The 22,672-nt window shown below is 41.9% G+C and carries 22 protein-coding genes; 4 read left to right on the top strand and 18 right to left on the bottom strand.

Translation table 11 applies throughout. The features are described 5' to 3' along the window. Positions 1–382: T9SS type A sorting domain-containing protein (locus tag FO442_RS14675; RefSeq protein WP_144333954.1), on the top strand; the 382-nt coding region annotated here is incomplete at its 5' end. A gap of 158 nt (positions 383–540) precedes the next feature. Here the strand turns inward: FO442_RS14675 and FO442_RS14670 are convergent. From FO442_RS14670 to FO442_RS14645, 6 genes are all read right to left on the bottom strand, one after another. After that, positions 541–747 (bottom strand): hypothetical protein, encoded by a 207-nt coding sequence (locus tag FO442_RS14670; RefSeq protein ID WP_144333953.1) that lies wholly within the window; start codon positions 745–747, stop codon positions 541–543. Further along, positions 744–1,307, bottom strand: a complete 564-nt coding sequence (locus FO442_RS14665; RefSeq protein ID WP_144333952.1) for an RNA polymerase sigma factor — start codon at positions 1,305–1,307, stop codon at positions 744–746. The genes FO442_RS14670 and FO442_RS14665 overlap by 4 nt, the downstream gene beginning before the upstream one ends. Before the next feature lie 120 nt (positions 1,308–1,427). Next, positions 1,428–2,105 carry a DNA alkylation repair protein gene (locus FO442_RS14660; protein ID WP_144333951.1) on the bottom strand — a complete coding sequence of 226 codons (678 nt, stop codon included), beginning with the start codon at positions 2,103–2,105 and terminating at the stop codon, positions 1,428–1,430. A gap of 2 nt (positions 2,106–2,107) precedes the next feature. Beyond that, positions 2,108–2,734: a carbonic anhydrase gene (locus tag FO442_RS14655; protein WP_144333950.1), complete on the bottom strand. Its 627-nt coding sequence runs from the start codon at positions 2,732–2,734 to the stop codon at positions 2,108–2,110. Continuing rightward, complete coding sequence (locus FO442_RS14650) at positions 2,731–4,245, bottom strand: SulP family inorganic anion transporter (protein ID WP_144333949.1); 1,515 nt, start codon at positions 4,243–4,245, stop codon at positions 2,731–2,733. Before FO442_RS14650 ends, FO442_RS14655 begins: the two co-directional genes overlap by 4 nt. A gap of 34 nt (positions 4,246–4,279) precedes the next feature. After that, positions 4,280–4,579, bottom strand: coding sequence for a hypothetical protein (locus FO442_RS14645; protein WP_144333948.1), 300 nt, complete (start codon positions 4,577–4,579; stop codon positions 4,280–4,282). Positions 4,580–4,891: 312 nt separating this feature from the next. On the opposite strand from FO442_RS14645, the gene FO442_RS14640 reads away from it, so the two are divergent. Together FO442_RS14640 and FO442_RS14635 are read left to right on the top strand one after the other, a co-directional pair. Next, entirely contained in the window at positions 4,892–5,458 is a 567-nt protein-coding gene (locus tag FO442_RS14640; RefSeq protein ID WP_144333947.1) for a 5-formyltetrahydrofolate cyclo-ligase, read from the top strand. A gap of 148 nt (positions 5,459–5,606) precedes the next feature. Continuing rightward, positions 5,607–6,113: a hypothetical protein gene (locus tag FO442_RS14635; RefSeq protein WP_144333946.1), complete on the top strand. Its 507-nt coding sequence runs from the start codon at positions 5,607–5,609 to the stop codon at positions 6,111–6,113. Between the two features lie 540 nt (positions 6,114–6,653). Here the strand turns inward: FO442_RS14635 and FO442_RS14630 are convergent. The 3 genes from FO442_RS14630 to FO442_RS14620 form a co-directional block, all read right to left on the bottom strand. Then, on the bottom strand, positions 6,654–8,546 hold the full coding sequence (locus FO442_RS14630; protein WP_342777666.1) for a cellulose synthase family protein: 1,893 nt from the start codon (positions 8,544–8,546) through the stop codon (positions 6,654–6,656). Between the two features lie 155 nt (positions 8,547–8,701). Then, a complete protein-coding gene (gene kbl, locus FO442_RS14625; RefSeq protein WP_144333945.1) occupies positions 8,702–9,892 on the bottom strand; it encodes a glycine C-acetyltransferase in 1,191 nt (396 codons plus the stop codon). Positions 9,893–10,045: 153 nt separating this feature from the next. Then, a complete protein-coding gene (locus FO442_RS14620) occupies positions 10,046–11,068 on the bottom strand; it encodes a radical SAM/SPASM domain-containing protein (protein ID WP_144333944.1) in 1,023 nt (340 codons plus the stop codon). A gap of 104 nt (positions 11,069–11,172) precedes the next feature. Between FO442_RS14620 and FO442_RS14615 the strand changes: the two genes are divergently transcribed. Beyond that, the gene (locus tag FO442_RS14615) at positions 11,173–13,572 is read left to right on the top strand and encodes a DUF5686 family protein (RefSeq protein WP_144333943.1); all 2,400 of its coding nucleotides are present in this window, start codon (positions 11,173–11,175) and stop codon (positions 13,570–13,572) included. Here the strand turns inward: FO442_RS14615 and FO442_RS14610 are convergent. The 9 genes from FO442_RS14610 to atpD form a co-directional block, all read right to left on the bottom strand. Then, positions 13,569–14,369 carry a sulfite exporter TauE/SafE family protein gene (locus tag FO442_RS14610; RefSeq protein ID WP_144333942.1) on the bottom strand — a complete coding sequence of 267 codons (801 nt, stop codon included), beginning with the start codon at positions 14,367–14,369 and terminating at the stop codon, positions 13,569–13,571. The genes FO442_RS14615 and FO442_RS14610 overlap by 4 nt on opposite strands. 11 nt (positions 14,370–14,380) lie before the next feature. Beyond that, complete coding sequence (gene murI / locus FO442_RS14605) at positions 14,381–15,208, bottom strand: glutamate racemase (RefSeq protein ID WP_144333941.1); 828 nt, start codon at positions 15,206–15,208, stop codon at positions 14,381–14,383. A 27-nt stretch (positions 15,209–15,235) separates the two neighbouring features. Further along, positions 15,236–16,114 carry a 4,5-DOPA-extradiol-dioxygenase gene (ygiD, locus tag FO442_RS14600; protein ID WP_144333940.1) on the bottom strand — a complete coding sequence of 293 codons (879 nt, stop codon included), beginning with the start codon at positions 16,112–16,114 and terminating at the stop codon, positions 15,236–15,238. A gap of 98 nt (positions 16,115–16,212) precedes the next feature. Further along, positions 16,213–16,740 carry an OmpH/Skp family outer membrane protein gene (locus FO442_RS14595; protein ID WP_144333939.1) on the bottom strand — a complete coding sequence of 176 codons (528 nt, stop codon included), beginning with the start codon at positions 16,738–16,740 and terminating at the stop codon, positions 16,213–16,215. Between the two features lie 24 nt (positions 16,741–16,764). Next, positions 16,765–17,283 (bottom strand): OmpH/Skp family outer membrane protein, encoded by a 519-nt coding sequence (locus FO442_RS14590; RefSeq protein ID WP_186280151.1) that lies wholly within the window; start codon positions 17,281–17,283, stop codon positions 16,765–16,767. Positions 17,284–17,325: 42 nt separating this feature from the next. Beyond that, positions 17,326–19,926, bottom strand: a complete 2,601-nt coding sequence (gene bamA / locus FO442_RS14585; RefSeq protein ID WP_144333937.1) for an outer membrane protein assembly factor BamA — start codon at positions 19,924–19,926, stop codon at positions 17,326–17,328. An 8-nt stretch (positions 19,927–19,934) separates the two neighbouring features. Continuing rightward, on the bottom strand, positions 19,935–20,672 hold the full coding sequence (locus FO442_RS14580) for an undecaprenyl pyrophosphate synthase (protein ID WP_144333936.1): 738 nt from the start codon (positions 20,670–20,672) through the stop codon (positions 19,935–19,937). A gap of 123 nt (positions 20,673–20,795) precedes the next feature. Then, entirely contained in the window at positions 20,796–21,083 is a 288-nt protein-coding gene (locus FO442_RS14575) for a FoF1 ATP synthase subunit delta/epsilon (protein ID WP_144333935.1), read from the bottom strand. A gap of 86 nt (positions 21,084–21,169) precedes the next feature. Then, positions 21,170–22,672, bottom strand: coding sequence for a F0F1 ATP synthase subunit beta (gene atpD / locus FO442_RS14570; protein ID WP_144333934.1), 1,503 nt, complete (start codon positions 22,670–22,672; stop codon positions 21,170–21,172).

Raw genomic sequence — 22,672 nt, 5'->3', positions numbered from 1 at the left:
GATGTATTCCTGGTCTATGAATGATTTACAGACTACAACGGCCAGCCGGGATGTATTGGCAAGTGCATTGGATCTGATCAATGTGGTACCGAATCCATACTATGCGTTCTCGGAGTATGAGCGGAATAAAGTCGACAAGCGGGTCAAAATCGTGAACTTGCCGGAGGTGTGTACGGTCACTATTTATACGATGTCAGGTAAAATGGTGAATCAATTCAAGAAAGACAACGCATTGACCTTCCTGGATTGGACACTGGCAAATAAGACTGGAATTCCGGTGGCAAGCGGTGTTTATCTGATTCACGTAGAAGTTCCGGGAATCGGGGAAAAGATTTTGAAGTCTTTTGTGTCGATGCGGGAATTGGATATCGAAGGATTCTAAGGGATTAGTTCCCGGATGTGGTTTCGAAAATTATGCAATTTGAGCCGGGTAATCCCGAAAATGAGTCATCAAACGTGAATAATTTCGTCATTCCTGGTGCGTAAAATTGTGCATCGATCGGTTGAGTCCATTCTGATTTAAGCGGTGAACAAAAGAGTCTAAGATTCCAGGAATACCAATAAGAACATCAATCCAATAATCAGAAGGAGTAAAAACAACTTCGGATCTTTGTACAAAGGGCGCTTAGGACGCTTTGCCAAACGCTCATATTTATGAGAAAGCGAGGCAAAATCCTTGTAACGCACCAGTTGTTCTTTGGTAGGTTCCTGTGATTTTTCGTTCGATGTTCTTTGAAATTTTCTCATGATTCGCGTTTCCAATTTGTATTGATCTTTTCCAGTAAACGATAAATTCTCATTTTAGCATTTGCCTCACTGATTTGATAGATATCGGCAATCTCTTTGAAACTAAGCTCCTGGAAAAATCGTAATTCGATTAAATCTGCCTGAGTTTCATCTAAGTTATTGATTATTTCGATCAGTTGATCTAAATCTGCTTGTTGCACAGAGCTTTCACCACTTTCTTCCAGGATGGAATAGAGCTGGCGATCACTGATTTCGACCGAATAATTTTTCTTTTCAGACCGGAAAAACATATTGACTTCGTTTTGTGCGATCCGGTAAAGCCAGGCCGTGAAGGGAAGACCGCGATCTTCGTATTTGGCAATATTCGCCATCGCTTTGATGAAGCATTGCTGGACCAAATCTCCGGCTACTTCTTCATTTCCTCCAAGCCGTTTAAAAATAAAACGGAAGATCTGTTCAAAATAACGTTCATAAAGCGGTCCAAAATGCCTGTGGTCTTGTTGGGCGAGCTCAATTTGCCGGGCTTCGTCAAATACAGTATGTGTTTTCTTCTTAAACAAAGTCGTGGGTTTTCAGAGGTAATGTAAGGTTTTGGAAAAGTAACAAACAAATGCTAATATCAATTATTAATTATCAAGAGTGATTCCTTTCTTGATAATTAAACTTTTCATAATTGATAATTAGGAAAGGTATTTACTCGCCTCCCTCAATGCCAATCCTTTGATCGGATTATTGGCAAGAATCTGAACAACATCTTCCGGTTTGTATTTGGATAATTGCCTGAGCGACCATCCGATTGCTTTCTGGATGAAAAACTCCTTATTCCCGTTTAGTTGCTGAATGAGATTCTCCAGGTAAGCACTGTCTACCTGATCTTTGTATTTCAATTGATAAATCAGGCAGGAGCGCTGCAGCCAAAAGGATTCGTGATAGCGCCATTTTTCGAATGTTTCCCTGGCTTTTTCCGGGAATAGCAAGGCCCATCTTCCCAAATAATTGGATGCAATAGCGTCTACGCTGTCCCACCAGGATTTGTTGTTAAGTAACCATTCCAATTCCACAGCATCTTCTTCCGAATAAAATCTCTTAGGCCAGGAATTCAGCAGGTCAACAGCAACATAGTGGTAATCGCGCTCTTCTTTTTCCCAAAGAGCGCGAATAATAGACCACCTGAGTTTTCTGTCATCGATTGTTTTGAGTGAATCGATCCAACTTTTCTGCGCGCTTCTGCGGATTTCCGTCTTCATTCCAATGAATGGAAAATGGTTCTTCATGTATGCACTCGCAGTTTGTGCGCGTTTGGCATTTCGAAAGGGTTCAAAAAGGGCTGTAAGTTGAAGAATTGTCTCTTCGATCATCTTTAAAACTGATAAAACTGGAAAACAGGTTTCAAATCAGTAGCATTGTTGATCGACGCTTTCATATCGCGTAATATCCCGTCTTTCAAACTGTAAACAAGTGCATGGATTTCCAATGGATTTCCCTGCTGCCATTCTTCCTGGATGAAAGAAATTTTTGCCATGTTCACGGCCTGCTGAATCGCATTTAGTTCTACCAAACGATCGGTCCGTAGTTCCGGATCGGTAATTGCTTCCAATTCTGCCTGGTTTTTTAAATACACATTTTTGATACTTACCAACCAGTTGTCCAGGAACCCGAAACTGTTGTTGCTCATAGCCGCGGCAACACCACCGCAACCGTAATGACCTACGATCAGGATGTGTTTTACTCTCAGGTATTTTACGGCGTAATAAACGACACTTAGCAGGTTCATGTCTGAATTGATTACCTGGTTTGCAATGTTGCGCTGAACGAAAATACTTCCCGGAGGCAAGTTTACGATTTCATTTGCAGGCACACGGCTGTCAGAACAACCAATCCATAAATATTCAGGAGTTTGTCCCTGTGATAAATTGTTAAAGAACCCAGGGTCTTTTGCCAATGTTTCTTCGACCCATTTTTTATTTCCTTCAAATATATCTTTCATAATTCTAATTTTTGTGGAGTAATAATTTCTATTTGTATGTTTTTGTCTTTTGCCCTGATCTTAAAATCTTCAATCGACTCAATGATATCGTTTGCCAGGAATTTGGCCTGGCTTTCATCAATGATCACTTTGACATTATTCGGAATTTTCAACAGGGTCTCAATTAATGATGCTTTGTTTAGGAATGTCATGTGTTCCGTTAAGCGAATCCGGTAAACATTTTCTTCGACGGAAAGATAGTGAGATAATTTAAAATTGTAATACAGAATCACTAAAAAGGACACGCCTAAACCTATCGAAATGCCGATGAGAAGATCCGTGAACAAAATACCCAGAATCGTTGCAATAAATGGAATGAACTGCAACCATCCTTCCTTAAAGACCTTTTTGAAAAGGCTTGGTTTTGCCAGTTTGAATCCGACCATGATGAGAATAGCTGCCAGCGAAGCATACGGAATGTAATTAAAGATACTGGGTACGGCAAGCACCGTAAGAGCGATCAGGATTCCGTGGATAATTGCGGCCAGCTTGTTCAATCCTCCTGAATTTACATTTGCAGATGTTCGCACAACTACTTGTGTAACAGGAAGTCCTCCAATTAACCCGGAAGCCATATTTCCGATTCCCTGGGCTAATAATTCCCGGTTCCCGGAGGTGATGCGTTTCTTGGGATCCAGTTTGTCTGATGCATCAACGCTCAAGAGTGTTTCCAGACTCGCCACAACCGCCAGAGTAGCAGCCGTAAGATAGAGTTTGTAATTCCCCAGCTGACTGAAATCGGGAAAAGTAAACAATTCTCGGAAGGGTTTTCCGCTAATTCCCAGATCTACCCGGTGTTTTGGAATCAGGGCCCAGGAAGTTCCCTGTAACAAAACAGTTGCACCGATTCCCAGTAAAACCACGATCAATGGACCCGGAACAAATTTCAGGAACGTTTTTTGGATCCGTTTGCTGTCCCAAAGAATCAGTAGGAAAATGGATACTGCGCAAATAACGACCGCCGGGAGAGTGATGTAATTCAAACTGTAAAAAATCTCCGAGAATGTATTGTGTCCATCGGCTTGAAAGAAGGATTCGTCTCCTTCGTAATCTGCATCATAACCCACAGCATGGGGCAACTGCTTAAAAATGATCAGGAGTCCGATTGCAGCCAACATTCCCTTAATCACCACATTCGGGAAATAATAGGAGATGAAACCGGCTCGGATGAGCCCTAAAATAAGCTGGATCAATCCGGCAAATACAACTGCAGAAAGAAAGATTTCAAAGGAACCCAAATCGTGGATAGCAGCTGCTACGATGGCTGCGAGTCCTGCAGCAGGACCTGAAACACCGATTGAAGAACCCGAAATACTTCCGACTACGATACCGCCAATGATTCCGGCGATTAATCCGGAAAATACCGGTGCCTCGGAAGCTAATGCAATTCCCAAACAAAGCGGAACCGCAACTAAAAATACGACCAGGCCTGCAGGAGCATCCTGCTTCCAGGTCTTGAATAAATTTTTCATGAAAATGGAATAATGAATAAACTAATAATGAATGTTAGCTGAATTCAGTTCCGATTTCTGGGGGATTATCAAGTGGCACCTTTTCGGAACCATTGGTTTTATCAGTAAGAATGGAAAAAGGACTTTTCTCCATCGACTTAAAATCAGTCTCAAAGTTTGAAAGCTGGGTGTGTTCTGCTAAATGAAGCTCTTCTTCCAAAAGGTTTATGCCTCTTTTACTTCCTCCATTGTTGTTTTCGTCCGTATCCGAATCGCGTTCTTCATTGCCATCCTCCTCGGAAGAAAGACTGATGGATTGTTTGTCTTCCAGGTACGTCCAAACGAAATTTCCCACTAAGTTGCTGGTTAGTGAGAAAAAACAAATCAGAGAAATTAAACGCAATCTTTTAAACACGTTGTAAATATACTGACTAAAAAAAGCATCCACCAAAGCTTGTCCGTTTTTTTTGTTAAAAAACACTGGGAAGATAAATTCTCCCGACTTTTGTTTAATTACTGTCTTTCAACTAATTTAGCCGAAAATTGCTTGAATTTAAATAAATCTGGGCTTCAGGGAAGAAGGTGAAGCATACACAGATGAAACAAAAAAAGATCTCCCGAAAAATAGATTACCGGGGTGTTAAGCAGTTGTTCCAAAAGAATAGGTATGACAAAAGCAGCTTTGCGTCAAAAATATAAAGAAATGAGACTTCAGCTTTCTCCGGGTGAGATTGAGCGACTTTCCGAAACAATTGTTGAACAAACATTGACCCATTTTCAACTTTCTGAAAAGACCATTTCTTTGTTTCTCCCCATAGAAAGGCAGCGGGAAGTGAACACCTACCTGCTTTTGGAGCGTGCTCTCGGGATAGGGGCTTCCGTGGCGATTCCGAAGACCAATTACGAAAGTATGGAAATGCGCCATTACTTATTTGAGTCGACTGATCAGTTGGAAGTGAATCAAAAAGGGATCCCGGAACCGAAGAAGGGAAAAGTAATCGCTGCTGATCGATTTGATATTGTGTTTGTGCCGCTTTTGGCAGTTGATGTGAAAGGAAACCGGGTCGGTTATGGAAAAGGATTTTACGATCGTTTTTTGCGTAAATGTGCACCGAATTGTGTGTTTATCGGATTACATTACTTCGATACCGAACCCAAAATTGAAGATGTGCTGCCGACGGATATTCGCCTGAATGCTTTGGTAACACCGACAAAAGTGATCCGGTTCGATTGAAAATTGCTTGGTTGTTATTGCCGGCTGATCCACAGGAGATTAAATTAATTCCTTATCAGGAAACAAATTGACAATTGTTTGCGTTTAATTACCTGTGAAATACAAGGGATTAATTTTACTGCTTCTTTTTTCTTTTTCATTTTCGAAAGTGAAACAGCCTGCTTACCGGGTCGTTTTCGGTGTAAGAATAGCTACCGGTGTCAATTCCAGTGTGGTGAGTTTTGTGGCAATGAAATACTCAGATGACGGAATTCTGAGGGCGAAAAGATATTTCACCAGTAAGGATGAATTCATTAAAGTATTGAGCGGATATTGGCCGAGTCCTTTTAACCCGGATAAAACGGATTATTTCAAGCTAAATAACATCGTTGGCGGTGTTTTTGTGAACGATACCATCCGCGCGGAGATCGGATATTGTCCTGCATTGGACAGTTTGTGGAAGATCCGTTTTTCTGACTGGCCGTATGTGGGAAGAAACGAAGCCGGCTGGAGCCTGAACCGCATCAGACCAAGTTTAAAGCAGGAGGAATACCTGGCAAACCGCTACCACATCAAACAACTTGATTTTGACTACATTGTGGATACCAACTTCTGGAAACTGATGTATGATGTAACGGATACGACCTGGATCGAGAATTATAAGTTTATTCAATAATTATTCAATAAAACAGTAGGAGCGCGATTAATCGGGATATATGTATTATTCGCACCCAAACCATTTTTTGATACAAAGCCAAGTGTAATTTTCTACAAATGCGCAAATGAATAGCTCGGCTACCGCACTCGCTCTATCAACACTTGTTAACATATGAATAATGTACTAAGAGGCGACTGGTAAGGGGAGTTATGTACTTAACACAGGTAACTTATGAAATAGGTTCTTTTTGAAAAATCTTCTCCAAGAATCTAAGTGATAATTTCCCACAGATGCGCTGATTATTTGTGGCGCTTACCAGTCGCCACTTAGGCGAGTGCGGTAGCCGAGCAGTTAATCTGTGCATCTGTGGGAAAGATAAAGAGTGCCTGCCAGCAGGCACTGAAATGCTGAAACACCTAGGATATTTTGACACTACCTGTTTAAAGTACATAATTCCCACTGGTAAGCGCCTCCCAAAATTTGTGCATTTGCGGTAAAAAATAAAGTTGGGTGCTTATTGTGATTAATTCCCGATTAATCCTACTGTTTTTGATTGGTTTATCCTCTTCTCAATTCTTTCAATGAATTAAAGAATACAATTCCATACCCGATCGTTAACATCAGGTGAAAAGGAACCATTCCCAAATCTCCGTAGATGGATCTGTTGACAACAGTAAATCCGAAAACGCACATCAGAATTCCTTCTCCGATCGTGATCAGCGAGATGCTTTTCTTATCGTATTTGTTTCCTTTGAATTCGTTTTTCTTGCTGACATTGAATTTAGGTGTTCTGACGAATGAACTCTTGATTCCCATAAATCCTTCCAAAACGGCAATCGTGTTGGCCAGGGAAAGGCCCAATGATACGGTCAGGAATAAGAAGAATCGTCCGATGAAACGAATGAATGAAGTAAATTTATTATCCGTTTTGTCACGGTAAGCCAGCCAGTAATAATACATCAGGAAAACCGTACTTAAGATGAATACCGAACCGTATTGGATCACGTAATTCAAATCGGAGAAGCTGTCTTTGATCTGTAAGACAACCAAACTCAACAGCGACATGATTAGGATGAACATGAACACGGATGAATTGAATAAATGTGCCATCCCGTGAACACGATCGGAAAGTCTTACGTTTTTAAATGTCAGGATGGTTTTCCACATTTTAACGAAACATTCAGCTCCTCCTTTCATCCACCGGTGTTGCTGTGCTTTCAGTGCCGACATGGTAATCGGTAATTCCGCCGGAGCAACCACATCTTCCAGGTACTTGAATTTCCATCCTCTCAATTGAGCACGGTAACTCAAATCCAAATCTTCGGTTAGCGTATCGTGCTCCCAGCCACCGGCACTTTCGATACATTTTTTGCGCCAAATACCGCCTGTACCGTTGAAGTTAATGAAATGTCCTGCAGCATTCCGTCCACCCTGTTCAGCGGCAAAGTGTCCGTTCAAACCGAAAGCCTGTAATTCCGTTAATAACGAATAATTCTTATTTAAATGTCCCCAGCGGGTTTGAACCACCCCGATATTGTCATCTGTTTCAAAGTAAGGCATGGTGCGTTGGAGCCAATCACTTTCCGGCACGAAATCCGCGTCGAAAATTGCTATGAACTCACCCTGTACTTTGTTCATTGCCGAATCCAAAGCGCCTGCTTTATATCCTGTTCTGTCAACCCGGTGAATGTGTTCGATACGCACGCCGCGTGCAGCAACTTCCGCTACTTTTTTAGCGATCAAGTCCTTTGTTTCATCCGTTGAATCGTCCAATACCTGGATATCGAATTTATCTCTTGGGTAATCAAATGCTGCTGCTGCTTCAATGATGCGGTCTGCAACGTACATTTCGTTATACATTGGTAATTGAACCGTAACGGTCAAAGCCGTATCCGGATTGTAAACCGGTTTGACTTCCTGGGATTTGCGTTTTTTACTTTTTGCGTATGCAATGGATAATGAAAGCTGTAATAATGAGTAGATGAATACCAAAACCAAACATCCGCCGTAAATCACCAATACCGCTTTTGCAGTGAAATGGGACCAGTAATTTTCTTTTCCGTTCCAGGTTCCCCAGTCAAACATCCAGGTAACTTTCGTAGAAGTTTTGAACGGATTTTTTCGGTCCATTTTGTATTCACCAGTATGCTTGTCATCTATTTTGATAGTGAATATTTCCTGTTTGTATTTTTTACTGGAAACTGACAGTTCAAAAATAGTGGTATCCGTATTGGGAAGCAGTGCTACATCCTGAAATAAGAATTTACCGTCCTCATCTGTAATTGCCCGGTATGTTTTACCTGTTTTTTTGTTGACCAATTGTACCGGAACTTCTTCAGAAGGGCCTTTTGTTCTGTAATCCTGATAGTATCCGGATACATCGCGTTTGATTTGTCCGAAGGCAGAAAGCGTGAATACCGCGCAAAATAAAACAAGTAAAGACCTTGTCATAGATTCTCTTTGTTAATTGTTCAACTACTGATATAAGAATGCATCAGATTTTTAGCGCACAAAGATAGTTTTTATTCCATTGAACCAATGGTTTTTTTTTATACACGTAGGGGCGCGATTAATCGCGCCCCTACGTGTATGTTTTTATGGAGATATTATTGAATCACGTTCAATTCTTTTCCAACTTTGATAAACGCAGCGATTGCCTTATCCAAATCTGCGATGCTGTGTGCTGCAGAAATTTGAGTTCGAATACGGGCTGCTCCTTTTGCAACTACCGGATAGAAGAACCCGATCGCATAAACACCTTCCTGCAATAATTTATCTGCGAATTGCTGGGATAAAGCAGCATCGTACAACATGATCGGAACAATCGGTGAATCACCCGGTTTAATATCAAATCCCGCCGCGATGATTTTTTCCTTGAAGTATTTCGTGTTGGACTCCAATTTATCACGCAATTCCGTTGTTGAACTTAAAATATCAAACACTTTATTGGAAGCACCTACGATTGCCGGTGCCAATGAATTGGAAAATAAATAAGGTCTTGATCGCTGACGAAGCATTTCAATGATCTCTTTTTTCCCGGTGGTGTAACCACCCATTGCACCGCCCAATGCTTTTCCTAATGTTCCGGTAATGATATCTACACGGTCCTGGCAGTTGTGGTATTCCGGAACTCCGCGACCTGTTTTACCAATGAATCCGGCACTGTGACACTCGTCTGTCATGACCAATGCATCATATTTGTCGGCAAGATCACAGATCTCGTTCATTTTGGCAATGTCTCCGTCCATGGAGAACACTCCGTCCGTAACGATAATCCGGTGACGTTGTGCCTGCGCTTTTTTCAATTGTTCTTCCAGGTCTGCCATATCGGAATGCTTATATCGGTAACGCTGCGCTTTACACAGTCGGATTCCGTCAATAATGGAAGCGTGATTTAGTTCGTCTGAAATAATGGCATCCTCTTCTCCGAATAAAGGTTCAAAAACTCCCCCGTTCGCATCAAAAGCAGCGGCATATAAAATAGTATCTTCCGTTCCGTAGAATTTCGCAATTTTTGCTTCCAGTTCTTTGTGAATATCTTGAGTACCACAGATGAAACGAACTGATGACATACCGAATCCATGTGTATCCAAAGCATCTTTCGCAGCTTGAATAACAGCAGGGTGGGAGGAAAGTCCAAGATAATTGTTTGCACACATGATGACTACTTCGTCACCTGAACTTACATGTACTTTTGCTCCCTGCGGAGAAGTAATGATGCGTTCTTTCTTAAATATTCCACCTTCCTTAATGGCATTCAATTCCCGGATCAGGTAATCTTTCATTTTTCCGTACATGGTTTTTGTTTTTGCAAATATAATTGAAAGCGGTTTAATAGATCGGAGAACGTCTTAACAATCTGCTAGAAATTATCAATGGCATAATGATCAATTATCAAGATAAGGGGGAGATCCAATCTTGATAATTACAGAACTGATAATTCATAATTATCAGTCGATCCAAACCTTCGCGCCTTCCGAACAGTTTGTACAAATCTCTATGGAATTGCGGTCCTGTAAAACGGCATTTCTAAATGAACGGTATGCCGGATTTTTCCAGATAGTTTCAAATGAATGTTCCTGTAAACTTCCCAGTGTATGATGGGCATCCTTGTCAAAACAGCAGGGAACTACCTGTCCGTCCCACGTTATTACGCTTGAAGACCACATTCTCCAGCAACTGTTTCCGCCCTTGTACTTAAAACGGTATGTTCCGTCTTTTTGTTTGACATAACGCGAGTATGCTTCGTTATCGGGGATCAATTCGTTTCCGTGTTCGTAATCGTATACCTGGGCTGTTTTGAAGCGTACTTCGTCGATACCGATTTCCGTTGCCAGTTCCTGGACTTCTGAAATCTGATGTTCGTTTGCTTTTACAACCAGGAATTGGAAGATCAGATGAGGTGTGGCGCTTTGAGCTTCTTTTTTCGCCTGGACGAGTGCTTTGGAACCGGTAATTACTTTTTCCAGTTTTCCGTGAACGCGGTAAGATTCATAGGTTTCCTGCGTCAATCCGTCAATGGAAATGATTAAACGGTCCAAACCCGAAGCAACAATTTCCCGGGCTTTTTTCTCGTCGATGAAATGGGCATTCGTGGAAGTCGCAGTATAGATCTTTTTCCGTTTGGCTTCTTTGATCAATTCTAAGAACTGCGGGTGCAGAAAAGGTTCTCCCTGGAAATAATAGTTGATATAAAAAACGGAATTGGCTACCTGAGAAAGCCAGTTTTGATGATGATACAGGTCAATTTTTCCGGTAGGACGGCTAAATGCTTTCAAACCACTGGGACATGCCGGACATCCGAGGTTGCAGGCAGTGGTAGGCTCAATGCTCAATGCAAAAGGCTGACCCCAATTTTTTTGCAGGTTGAAAAGCCTGGCAAGGGCATACGAAAAACGCAGCAACATGAGGTTCCAAACACGTTGAATGCTAAGATGTTTGACGATATTCCGCTGATCTTTAAAAGTACTCATCTCTCCTTACGAAATTACGGAACTGCAATGAAACTTCTCGTTTTTTTTAAGTAACTGTAACTTTTTTTGATTTAGTTTGTCTTACCAATAAGACAAGGACTATCATGAAAACCATTTTATTAAGCTTATTTACTCTTCTTTTATCACCGGTTATTTTCGCACAACATATTCAGATACAGGAGGATGTGTCACATTCTCCGATCCCTTTTGTGAAGGTGTATCCCCAGGTTGGAAAGCCTTTTTTGGCGGATTTGGATGGAAGATTTACCAATCCTCCGGGAAATACTCAGGTGACGCTTAAAATGACCAGTTTTCGTGATACGACGATCACCATTACAGGTGATATGATTGTTTTCATGCGTGAACAACCGAGTGAAATTGAAGAAGTAACAATTTTGCCCGGTGTCAATCCTGCGGAACGCATCATGGAGCAGGCAATAGAAAATAGAAAAAAGAACCATCCCAAATCAGATGTAGCTTTTAAATATGAGAGTTACAGCAAATTTGTCTTTACGATCAACCAGGATGCATTGGCACAAATTTCAGATACAACTGCAGATACGAACTTGCTTGATTTGAGAAAATTCTTTGATCAGCAACACATTTTTTTATTGGAAAGTACCTCAACCAAATACTTCAAACCACCGTTCAAGGAAAAAGAAGTCATCAGCGCTTACCGCGTTTCGGGTTTTTCAGATCCGATGTTCTCCACTTTTGCCAATGAATTACAATCGTTCAATTTTTACGACAATCAGTTTGATATATTGGGGCGTTCTTATTTGAATCCGCTGGCCTTGGGATCAATTCGGAGGTATTTATTTATCCTCGAAGATACTACGATCACTGCTCCTGGGGATACGACTTATACCATCCGGTTCCAGCCTAGAAAAGACAAGAACTTTGAAGGAATGAAAGGAAGGCTGTATATCAATACGAGAGGATTTGCCGTTGAAAAGGTCGATGCAGAACCTGCTGAGAATAAGGGAGGGGTTCATCCGCGGATTATCCAGGAATACACTTTGCTGGAAGGGAAGAAGTGGTTTCCGTATAAATTATCAACGGAAGTAACCGCACCGGGTTTATCCTTTACTTCCAAAATTAAAGATGCATACCTGGTTGGGAAAGGAAATACGTACATTGACAAAGTAGTCCTGGACGCCGATTTGAAAGATCAGCGGTTCAATGCCGTTTTCGTGGAGACAGCCCGTGATGCGAACAGTAAGGACAGCACGCATTGGGAAGGGAAAAGAAAATACGACCTGGATGATAAGGATTTGAGAACCTATGAGTTTGTTGACAGTCTTTCCGAGAAGGAAAACCTGGAAGGAAAACTGAAAACACTCCAATCGCTTTTGCAGGGGAAGATTCCGTTAGGTTATTTCCAGGCGGATATTCTGAGGTTGGTAAACTATAGGGATTATGAAGGGTTCCGTTTAGGGATCGGATTGGAAACCAGTGATAAATTGTCCACCCGTTTTCGTGTTGGAGGATACTTCGCATATGGTTTTAAAGATAAAATGTGGAAATACGGAGGGTATGGAAAAGTCACCCTGATTCCCAAATATTTCCTGGATTTTGAAGCCAGGTACCAACAGGATATCGTTGAACGCGGGGGCGTAGGTTTGAGTGCGGAACCGGTAGTTACACGCTTGAACTCTTTCTACCGCGACATATACATTCGTCAGATGGATAAACAGCGAATCGGTGAAATTGCTTTTTCAGGTTATGTTTTTCCACGGATGAAATTCCGGCTTGCAGGATCTTATCAGCGCATTGAATTTACGGAAGGATATCAATACCAGTGGAAAAAAACTGAAATGGGATCGACCGACCATTACGATATTGCGGAAAGCTCTTTGGAATTGACCTGGGCCATCCGTGATAAGGTGATGTCTTTGGGAACAAAGCGTGTTTCGCTGGGATCGAAGTGGCCCATACTTACTTTGAAGGTGACGAAAAGCCTTCCGGGTGTTACGGCTGCTAAAATTGATTATACGCGTGTAACGGGAGGCATTCAGCAAATTGTACCTGTTCGGGCAGTTGGTAAATTGACTTATGTCTTAATGGGAACGGTGGTCGAAGGGGATTCCCCGTTATTATTGCAGCAAGTTGGTCAGGGTACTGGCGGAATGTGGAAATTATCTGCAGCAAACTCCTTTGAAACGATGATTGCTTCTACCTATTATTCCTCGAAAATGACAGCCTTGTTTACCCGGTTTGATTTTAAGGCCATTAAAACCAATAAAAAATGGACTGCACCTCAATTTGCAATTCACCATGCGTTGGGATATGGAAGTAAAGAAGATCAGAGCCGTCACTCCATTGCATTTAATTCACTGGATAAAGGATATGCCGAAACGGGATTGCTTGCAAACAATCTGCTAATCCTAAACCGGATCGGATTCGGTATCGGAGGGTTCTACCATTATGCGGGAGGTGTGATTTCACCGAAAGTTGAGAACAACCTCACGGCGAAGTTCAGTTTGAATATTATGCTGTTCTAACTGACGGAAACCAGTTCTGTTGCCAGGATTGCGATTCCTATCAGGAGCACGAATATGCCAAATCCTTTTTTGAGTTTGGTGGATTGAATTTTGTGGTTCAGTTTTAAACCGATAATTAAACCTACGGTTGCAATTAAGGTAAAACCAAGAAGGATTATCCAGTTTAATTTTAGATGGGGGGTAAATAATTCCGCGGTGAATCCGCTTAGTGAATTAATTGCAATAATGACGATAGAAGTTGCAATGGCGTTTTTGATCGGGACCTTCATGAAAATGGAAAGGGAAGGGATGATCATAAAACCTCCTCCGGCTCCTACCAAACCACTGATAAGCCCGATAATCGCTCCAAAAATTATCAACATCAAAGGTCTGTTCTTTTTTGCTGTGGCATGTTCTTTTTGACCTCTGATCATGGGGATGGAAGCAAGGATCATCAGGATCGCGAACAAAGACATGATAAAGGTATTCTTTTCAAAAACAATTTGATTTCCCAAATGGATTGTATGCGGAATTGCCGGAATAACGAATAATCGTGTAAGTGAAATACTGATTACGGCCGGGATACCGAATAGCAAGGTGTTTGCTAGATTGATCAGTTTGGCTTTGAAATGCTGAATTGCTCCAAAAAGAGAGGTTACTCCGACAATGAATAGCGAATAAACAGTTGCGTTTTGTGGTTCCAGCTGAAAGAAAGCAACCAAAATGGGTACTGCCAGAATAGAACCTCCACCTCCGAGGATTCCGAGTACAAGACCGACAAAAAGCGCTAAAAAATATCCGATTATTTCTAAAGTCAAGGAGAATTGTTTTAATGTAAAGTTAAATGTTCCGCTTCTATTTGGTCGTTCATCAGGAGTGAAGCCTTTTCACTGAAATCTTTGGCGTTTTCAGTTGTGAGGTATCTGACTGTTCCACCTTTTGAGCATTGAGTGTCCACCTCAGGGTGGCGGGACAGGTAATCAGCCAAACTTTCAGCAACAATTTTTCCCTGTGCCAATATTTCAATATGTGTTGGAAGTAACCGTTGTAATTGTTCAATTAAAATGGGGTAGTGGGTGCAGGCCAAGAGGATTGTATCGATTTTCGGATCCTTTTCCAGGATGGATACCAAGTCATTTTGAATAAAATAAATACCTCCCGGGGTATCAAATTGATTGTTTTCAATTAATGGAACCCACATCGGACAAGCATGCTGATTCACTACCAGGTCGGGAGCAAATTTAGCCAGCTCGATTTCATAACTGTTTGAACGAATCGTTCCTTCCGTTCCCAGAACACCCACGTGTTTGGTTTTGGTGTGTTTATCAAGCTCTTCCGTACTGGGCCTGATTACGCCCAACACCCGTTTATCGGGATAGGACTCGGGCAGTTTAATGCGTTGGATGCTGCGTAATGCTTTTGCTGAAGCAGTATTGCACGCAAGAATTACCAGGGAACAATCGTTATCGAATAAAGCCTGTACGGCCTGCCAGGTGTATTGATAAATCACGTCGAAACTTCTGGAGCCGTAAGGAGCTCTGGCATTGTCTCCAAGATAGAGGAAATCATATTCAGGTAGTTTTTCTCTGATTTCTTTCAGGACGGTTAAACCTCCATACCCGGAATCAAAAACACCAATTGGACCTTTCACTGACATACGCCAAAAGTACACAATCGTTCCGTTTTACCCAAATCGAACAGAGGTCATATTCAGCGAGCCGCCAACCATTTCATTGTTGAATATTGTAATCTCATCCTTTGTATCGGATAGCCCCAGGCTATAGATCAATGGAAAATAATGGTCCGGTGTCGGAATCGCCAGTTGGGCAAAGGAGCCCAATTTTTGATAATCGATTAATGCCTGGTGGTTCCGGTCAGTAATAAGCCTGTTGAATGTTTCATTTGCTTCTATGGCCCAATCGTAACCAAAATCGGTGGTATTTAATTTGTCCCAAGCTACCATTCGGAGATTGTGGACCATGTTTCCGCTCCCGATGATCAATACGCCTTTTTTGCGGAGCTCTTTTAACTCCATGGCCAATGCATAATGGTATGCAGCCGGTTTGTTATAATCGATGGACAGTTGGAGCACCGGAATCTCTGCATCCGGGTACATGTGACGAACAACGGTCCAGGTGCCGTGATCCAATCCCCATTCATGATCCAGGTGAACCGTCGTGCTTTTTACCAGGTCTTTGGTTTGCTGTGCCCATTTAGGGCTTCCGGGAGCAGGATATTGTACTGCGAATAATTCCTCCGGGAAACCTCCGAAATCGTGGATAGTCTGTGGATGCTCCATGGCCGTAACGTAAGTTCCGTTGGTGAGCCAGTGAGCAGAAATAACAAGGACTGCTTTTGGATTCGGCAGGTGTTCTACCTCATTTTTCCATTGCTTTGAAAAATGATTGTCTTCAATTCCATTCATGGGAGAACCATGTCCTATAAACAGGACGGGGTAGGTGTAATCTTCTTCGTTCAATAATTTTCCGAGGGAATGGACAGAAGTCAATCCACCGAGTGCAGCAAATCCTAACATACCTTTTACAAATGATTGGCGTTTCATGGAACAAAGATACGATGTTATTAATTACCATGGTAATTAAAGTGTGTTAAATAAACAGGGGCGGAATTTTTCCGCCCCTGTTTTATGTGTTTTGATAATTACTTACCCGGTTTTTTAGCAGCTTCTGCTTCCAGTTTCAATAATTCTACAATTACCTCGTTTGTTACATCAACACCACCTGCCGAGAAAAGTGTGGTGCTTTCATCGATGATGTAGTTGTATTTCTTGGCATTCGCTACGATAGCTACCGCTTTTTTAACACGATCAAGGATTACGACATTCATTTCCTGGGTCATCGTTTGCAATTGCTGGTCAATTTGTTGCTGGCGCTCTTCCAGGTTTTGCTGCATGCGGCGAATACGGTTTTCCTCGTATTGTCTTACAGTTTCAGACATCCCGGGAGCATCTTTCTGATACTTGATATAGGCAACCTGGATCGCACTATCGGCATCCTTTAACTCTTTCAAGCCGGCATTCTCGATTTCCTTGATTTCTTTGATAGCAGCTTTACGTGAAGGCATGGTATCCAACAATACTTGTGATCTTACGTGCCCGATCTTTGATTGAGCTTGTGTAGTTGCGATTGCACATACTGTAAGTGCCAGGGCAAATAGGATTTTTTTCATTTTTGTTTTTTAGTTATCATTTATTTACTTCGTGCTTACACCCATTTCCCGCAGAACTTCGTCACTGATGTCAAATTTGCTGTCGGCATAAACAAGGTTACTTTGATTTGATTTGTCAAAGATAAAACTATAATTCCGTTTTGAAGCAACAGTTTGCATTGCTTCGTAAACCCGGTCCTGAATCGGTTTGATTAATTCCTGTCGTTTTTGGAAGTAATCCCCGGCAACTCCGAAGCGTGTTTGCTGCATTTGCATGGCTTCTGATTCCAGTGTTTTAATCTCCTCTTCGCGTTTCGTTTTCTCTTCGCTAGGCAATAAACTTTCTTCTCTTAGAAAATTCTCCTTTTTCTTTTTGATCATTTCATAGCGCTCTTCAATTTCTTTGGTCCAACGTTCGGCTAATTTGTCTAAACGTTCCTTAGCCTCTTTGTATTCCGGCATTTTACTCAAAATAAATTCCGAGTCAATGTAACCGTACTTTTGAGCGGAACTGACAAAGGTCATGCCAAAGACCATTAAGAAGCATAAAACAAGAGTTTTCATAGGCGAAATTTGAAAGAACGACGAAGATAACATTTTTATTGTTTAAAGTTCACCAAGATTCATACCGATGGTGAATGTGAATTTAGGGAAGAATCCTTTCGAATCAATGGATTGATCAATGGATCCTCCGTATCCGGATGAGTGTTTATCCAATTTGTCGAAGCCCCAGCCGTAATCCAATCCGAGCATACCGAACATCGGCAGGAAGATCCGAACACCCGCCCCGACACTTCGTTTCACGTTGAATGGGTTGAAGGTTTTGAAACCGGTATACGTATTTCCCGCTTCAGCAAATGCCAGGACAAAGAAGGTTGCCTGTGGATTCAATGAAATCGGATAGCGTAATTCCATGGTGTATTTCGCAACGATCGGGTCACCTCCGCTGGAAGACAACGCATTGTCGTCATAACCTCTCAATGCAATGATCTCACGACCTCCGAATTGGTTTACCCCGGAAAGACCACTACCACCTAAGTTGAAGCGCTCAAACGGTGTCAATCCTTTTGCAGCATTGTAAGCTCCCATGTAACCGAATCCGATGCGTGGCATCAAAACCAGTTTTTTGTCAGGAGAAAGCGGCAAATAGTATTCAAAGGTGAATTTCAATTTATAGTATTCCAGGTACTTGAAGGTTTCCTGTGCAGACATCGTGCTGTAATCCTTGTTTCTCTCCATCAAAGAATAAGGAAGTGTCCCTTTTGCAGTGAAGGAAATTTTCGATCCTTCCGTCGGATAGATCGGTGAATTGATCGAGTTACGCTGTAAAGCATATTTCAAACTGATATCGTTTGCATATCCGTCATTAAAGCTTGGGAATAGTGACGAATAGTTACGTACATCATAGTATTGGTATGCCAATTCGTAGTATGCACTGAAATAATCATCCGGGAATTTTTTACGTCTTCCCAAACCAACTCCCATTCCGGTGATGCCGACTCCGGAGTAATTGGGGTCACGTTTCTTCAACGTCAAACTGGAAGAGAACGAAGTATGATTCAAGTAGAAAGTAAATGAATTTGGTTTTTTCCCTCCCAACCAAGGTTCTGTGAAGGAGAAGTTATATCCCTGGTAAATTCTTCCGTTGGTTTGTGCACGAATGGAAAGTCGTTGTCCGTCACCTGTTGGAAGCGGGCTCCATGAATTCGGTTTGAAGATGTTTTTAACGGAGAAATTACTGAATGTCAATCCAAGTGTTCCGATAATACGTCCCGCACCATAACCTCCGGAAAGTTCAATCTGATCTGCAGACTTTTCTTCTACTACATATTCGATGTCAACCGTTCCATCTTGCGGGTTCGGTATAGGATTTACCTGGAATCCTTGTTCGTTAAAATAACCCAGCTGAGCTAATTCACGCTGTGTACGGATGATGTCGTTTCTACTGAACAAATCTCCCGGTTTGGTTCGGATTTCCCGACGGATGACATGCTCATTCGTTTTGTAATTTCCTTTGATAATAACGTTTCTCACACGTGCTTCCTTACCTTCAATAATGCGCATTTCGTAATTGATGTGATTGTCTTTCACACCAGTTTCTACCGGTTCCAGGTGGAAGAACAAGTAACCTCTGTCCATGTAAAGCGAAGTAATGTCCCTTCCGTCCGGACTCTGATGTAAACGCTGATCCAACAAAGGCTTATCATACACATCGCCGTATTTAATTCCCAATACGGTATCTAAAAGCCCGGAACTGAATTTCGTATTTCCAATCCATGAAATATCACCGAAATAATATTTCTGACCTTCTTCTACTTTCAGGTAGATTCCCAGGTTCCTGTTGTTTATTTTGTAGACAGAATCTACTGTAAAGCGCACGTCTCTTAAACCAACCGCTCTGAATTTATCCAGAACAGCTTCTTTATCCCGGATGTAAGCGGTAGCATTGAATTTGGAACGCTTGAAAATACGCATGATAGACCTTCTTTTGGTGTCTTTCATTGCCCTGCGCAGTTTCCAGGGTTTGACGGAGGTGTTTCCATCAAATTCAATCTTTTTAATTTTTACCTTTTTACCTTTGTCAATATCAATGAAAAAGATTTCGGAATTATTGATAAGTGTATCCTGAACTTGGGTAATGTTGATTTGAACATTGTTGAATCCTTTTTCAAGGAAATAACCTTTGATTTTATTCTTGGTCTTGAAGAGCAGGTTTTCGGTAATGGTTTGCCCGGAGGATAAATCTACTTCTTCGCGGATCTTATCAACTTCCCTTTTTGAAACACCTGTAAACCGGAAACGGGAAAGTTTTGGCCGGGGAGTCAGTTTAATGACCAGGTAGATTACTCCGGCAACTTCCTTTTCGGCTTCAATCGAAACTTGGGAAAATAAGCCTTCATTCCACAGGTTTTTGATTGCGTTGCTGATTCGGTCCGAAGGAATCGTAATACTTTCCCCTTGTTTCAATCCTGCAATTAATTTAATGGCTTGCGGATCGAAGTTATCTGCACCTTCGATGCGGATAGGTCCCAGGATGTATTTTTCTGTTTTGGAGTAATTAAAATCCAAGCCTCCACCGATAGTGGTAGCGGATGATTGGGTAGTATCAATTTTACCTGCCGTGTTGTTTACGATGGTGGTGTCCTTATCTTGTCCGAAAGACGATAAAGCGCACGTAAGAAATAAAATTGATAGGAATTTTTTCATAGGATAATTTATAATTGCTCGGATACCATTCCGAAACGTCTTTCTCTTGACTGATAATCAAGAACGGCTTTGTAGAGATCCTCCTCGCGGAAATCCGGCCATAAAACAGGGGTAAAGTAAAATTCGCTGTAAGCCGCCTGCCAAAGCAGGAAATTGCTTAAACGGTGTTCTCCGCTTGTGCGGATCAGTAATTCCGGGTCGGGAATGTCTCTGGTTGATAACGTGGAATTAATCAATTCCGGTGTAATGTCAGAAACTTCCAGTTTTCCATCTTTCACCTGGGAAGCCAGTTTTTTTACTGCTTCGGCTATTTCCCATCTGGAACTGTAATTGAGTGCGATAACCAGGTTAACTCCCGTATTGTTCTTAGTCGATTCAATGGCGTTGGACAGTTCATTTTGGCAATCTTCCGGCAGTCCGTCGGTATCACCGATGCTTAACAATCGAACATTTTGCGCATTCAACTCACTCACTTCATTTGCAATGGTGAAAACAAGTAAGCTCATCAATCCTTCTACTTCGTCATGAGGCCTGCTCCAGTTTTCTGTAGAGAAAGCGTACATCGTAGCATATTTTACACCAATATTTTTACATGCTGTCAGGGAAGCACGAACCGAGTCAACTCCGAATGAGTGACCGTATAGGCGCTCTTGCCCTTGTTTTTTGGCCCAGCGTCCATTCCCATCCATAATGATAGCAATGTGTTTTGGTACGTTTGTCAAATCTATTTGATCCTGTAGATTCATGATTACAGAACGAAAATAATTAAAGAATCTTATGTATTAGTGCAAAAATACGTTTTATAACAGACCTTAACAAAAAAAGGACCCGCCTCGGCGAGCCCCTCTTTATCGGTTTATTACTACGTATTATTCAGCTAATACGATAATTTTATTGTTTTGCATTTCCACAACACCACCTTTGATCGCAACATGGATAATTTTACCATGGTTTTCAGCAGTAATGTTCGGGTTTGTTTTCGGAGTAATCTTAAGTGCTTCCACCAAATCCACTTTGATTGTCCCGGCACTTAATCCGGAAATAATCGGTGCATGGTTATTCAACACTTGGAACGAACCGTCTAATCCCGGAAGTTGAACCGCAGTTGCTTCACCTTTATAGATTAATGTCTCCGGAGTGATAATTTCTAATTGCATATCTCTTAGATTAAAGACCGAAGACTAAAGACAAAAGACTGATATCTTGTCTTTTGTCTCGTGTCTTTCGTCTAATGTCTTTTATATTAAGCTTCAGCTAACATTTTTTCACCTGCCAGTTTCACATCCTCGATGCTTCCTTTCAGGTTAAATGCTGCTTCAGGGTATTTATCCATCTCACCATCCAGGATCATGTTAAATCCTTTGATTGTTTCCTGGATATCAACCAAACAACCCGGAATACCGGTAAATTGCTCTGCAACGTGGAATGGCTGAGATAAGAAACGCTGAACACGACGGGCGCGGTGAACGATCATTTTGTCTTCTTCAGACAACTCATCCATACCTAAGATTGCAATGATATCTTGTAATTCTTTGTAACGCTGCAAAGTGATTTTTACACGGGAAGCACAGTTGTAATGCTCTTCACCCAGAATTGTCGGAGTCAGGATACGAGATGTGGAATCCAACGGATCCACAGCAGGGTAGATACCTAACTCGGAAATTTTACGGGACAATACCGTAGTTGCATCCAAATGGGCAAATGTATTTGCAGGAGCCGGATCCGTTAAGTCATCCGCAGGCACGTAAACCGCTTGTACGGATGTAATAGATCCTCTTTTTGTGGAAGTAATGCGCTCTTGCATTGCACCCATTTCAGTTGCCAGTGTCGGTTGGTAACCTACTGCTGAAGGCATACGTCCAAGTAGTGCTGATACCTCAGAACCAGCTTGGGTAAATCGGAAGATGTTATCAACGAAGAAAAGGATATCTTTCCCCTGACCTTCACCGTCTCCGTCACGGTAATATTCCGCCATGGTCAATCCGGAAAGCGCAACACGTGCACGTGCTCCGGGAGGCTCGTTCATCTGACCGAATACGAAAGTAGCTTTTGACTCTTTCATTTCGTTCAAATCAACTTTGGATAGATCCCATCCACCTTCTTCCATAGAATGAAGGAATGCTTCTCCATATTTAATAATTCCTGATTCCAACATTTCGCGCAACAAGTCATTCCCTTCACGGGTACGCTCACCTACACCTGCAAATACGGATAACCCTCCGTGCCCTTTGGCAATGTTGTTGATCAATTCCTGGATCAATACTGTTTTTCCTACACCGGCACCACCGAACAAACCAATCTTACCTCCTTTTGCATAAGGTTCGATCAGGTCAATTACCTTAATACCTGTGAATAACACTTCGGTTGCGGTGGATAAATCCTCAAATTTAGGAGCTTCACGGTGAATTGGCAGACCATTTGTGTTGTCAACAGATCCGATCCCATCAATAGCTTCACCAACAACGTTGAATAAGCGTCCTTTGATTTGATCTCCTGTAGGCATTTTAATGGCGCTTCCAGTTGAAACAACTTCCATCCCGCGACGGAACCCGTCAGTGGAATCCATAGAGATCGTACGCACGGAATTCTCTCCAACGTGCGATTGTACCTCTAGTACTACTTTTGTTCCATCAGTTTTGAACACCTCTAATGCGTCATAGATGTTTGGAAGTGACATGCCTTTGTCGAATGTTACATCGACAACCGGTCCGATAACCTGTGATATTTTTCCTTGAATTTTGGACAT

This window comes from Fluviicola chungangensis (genome assembly GCF_007558725.1).
GTDB classification, from domain to species: Bacteria; Bacteroidota; Bacteroidia; order Flavobacteriales_D; family Crocinitomicaceae; genus Fluviicola; species Fluviicola chungangensis.
The sequence above is the reverse complement of the archived record's forward strand: the minus strand, read 5'-3'. Positions and strand labels throughout refer to the sequence as shown.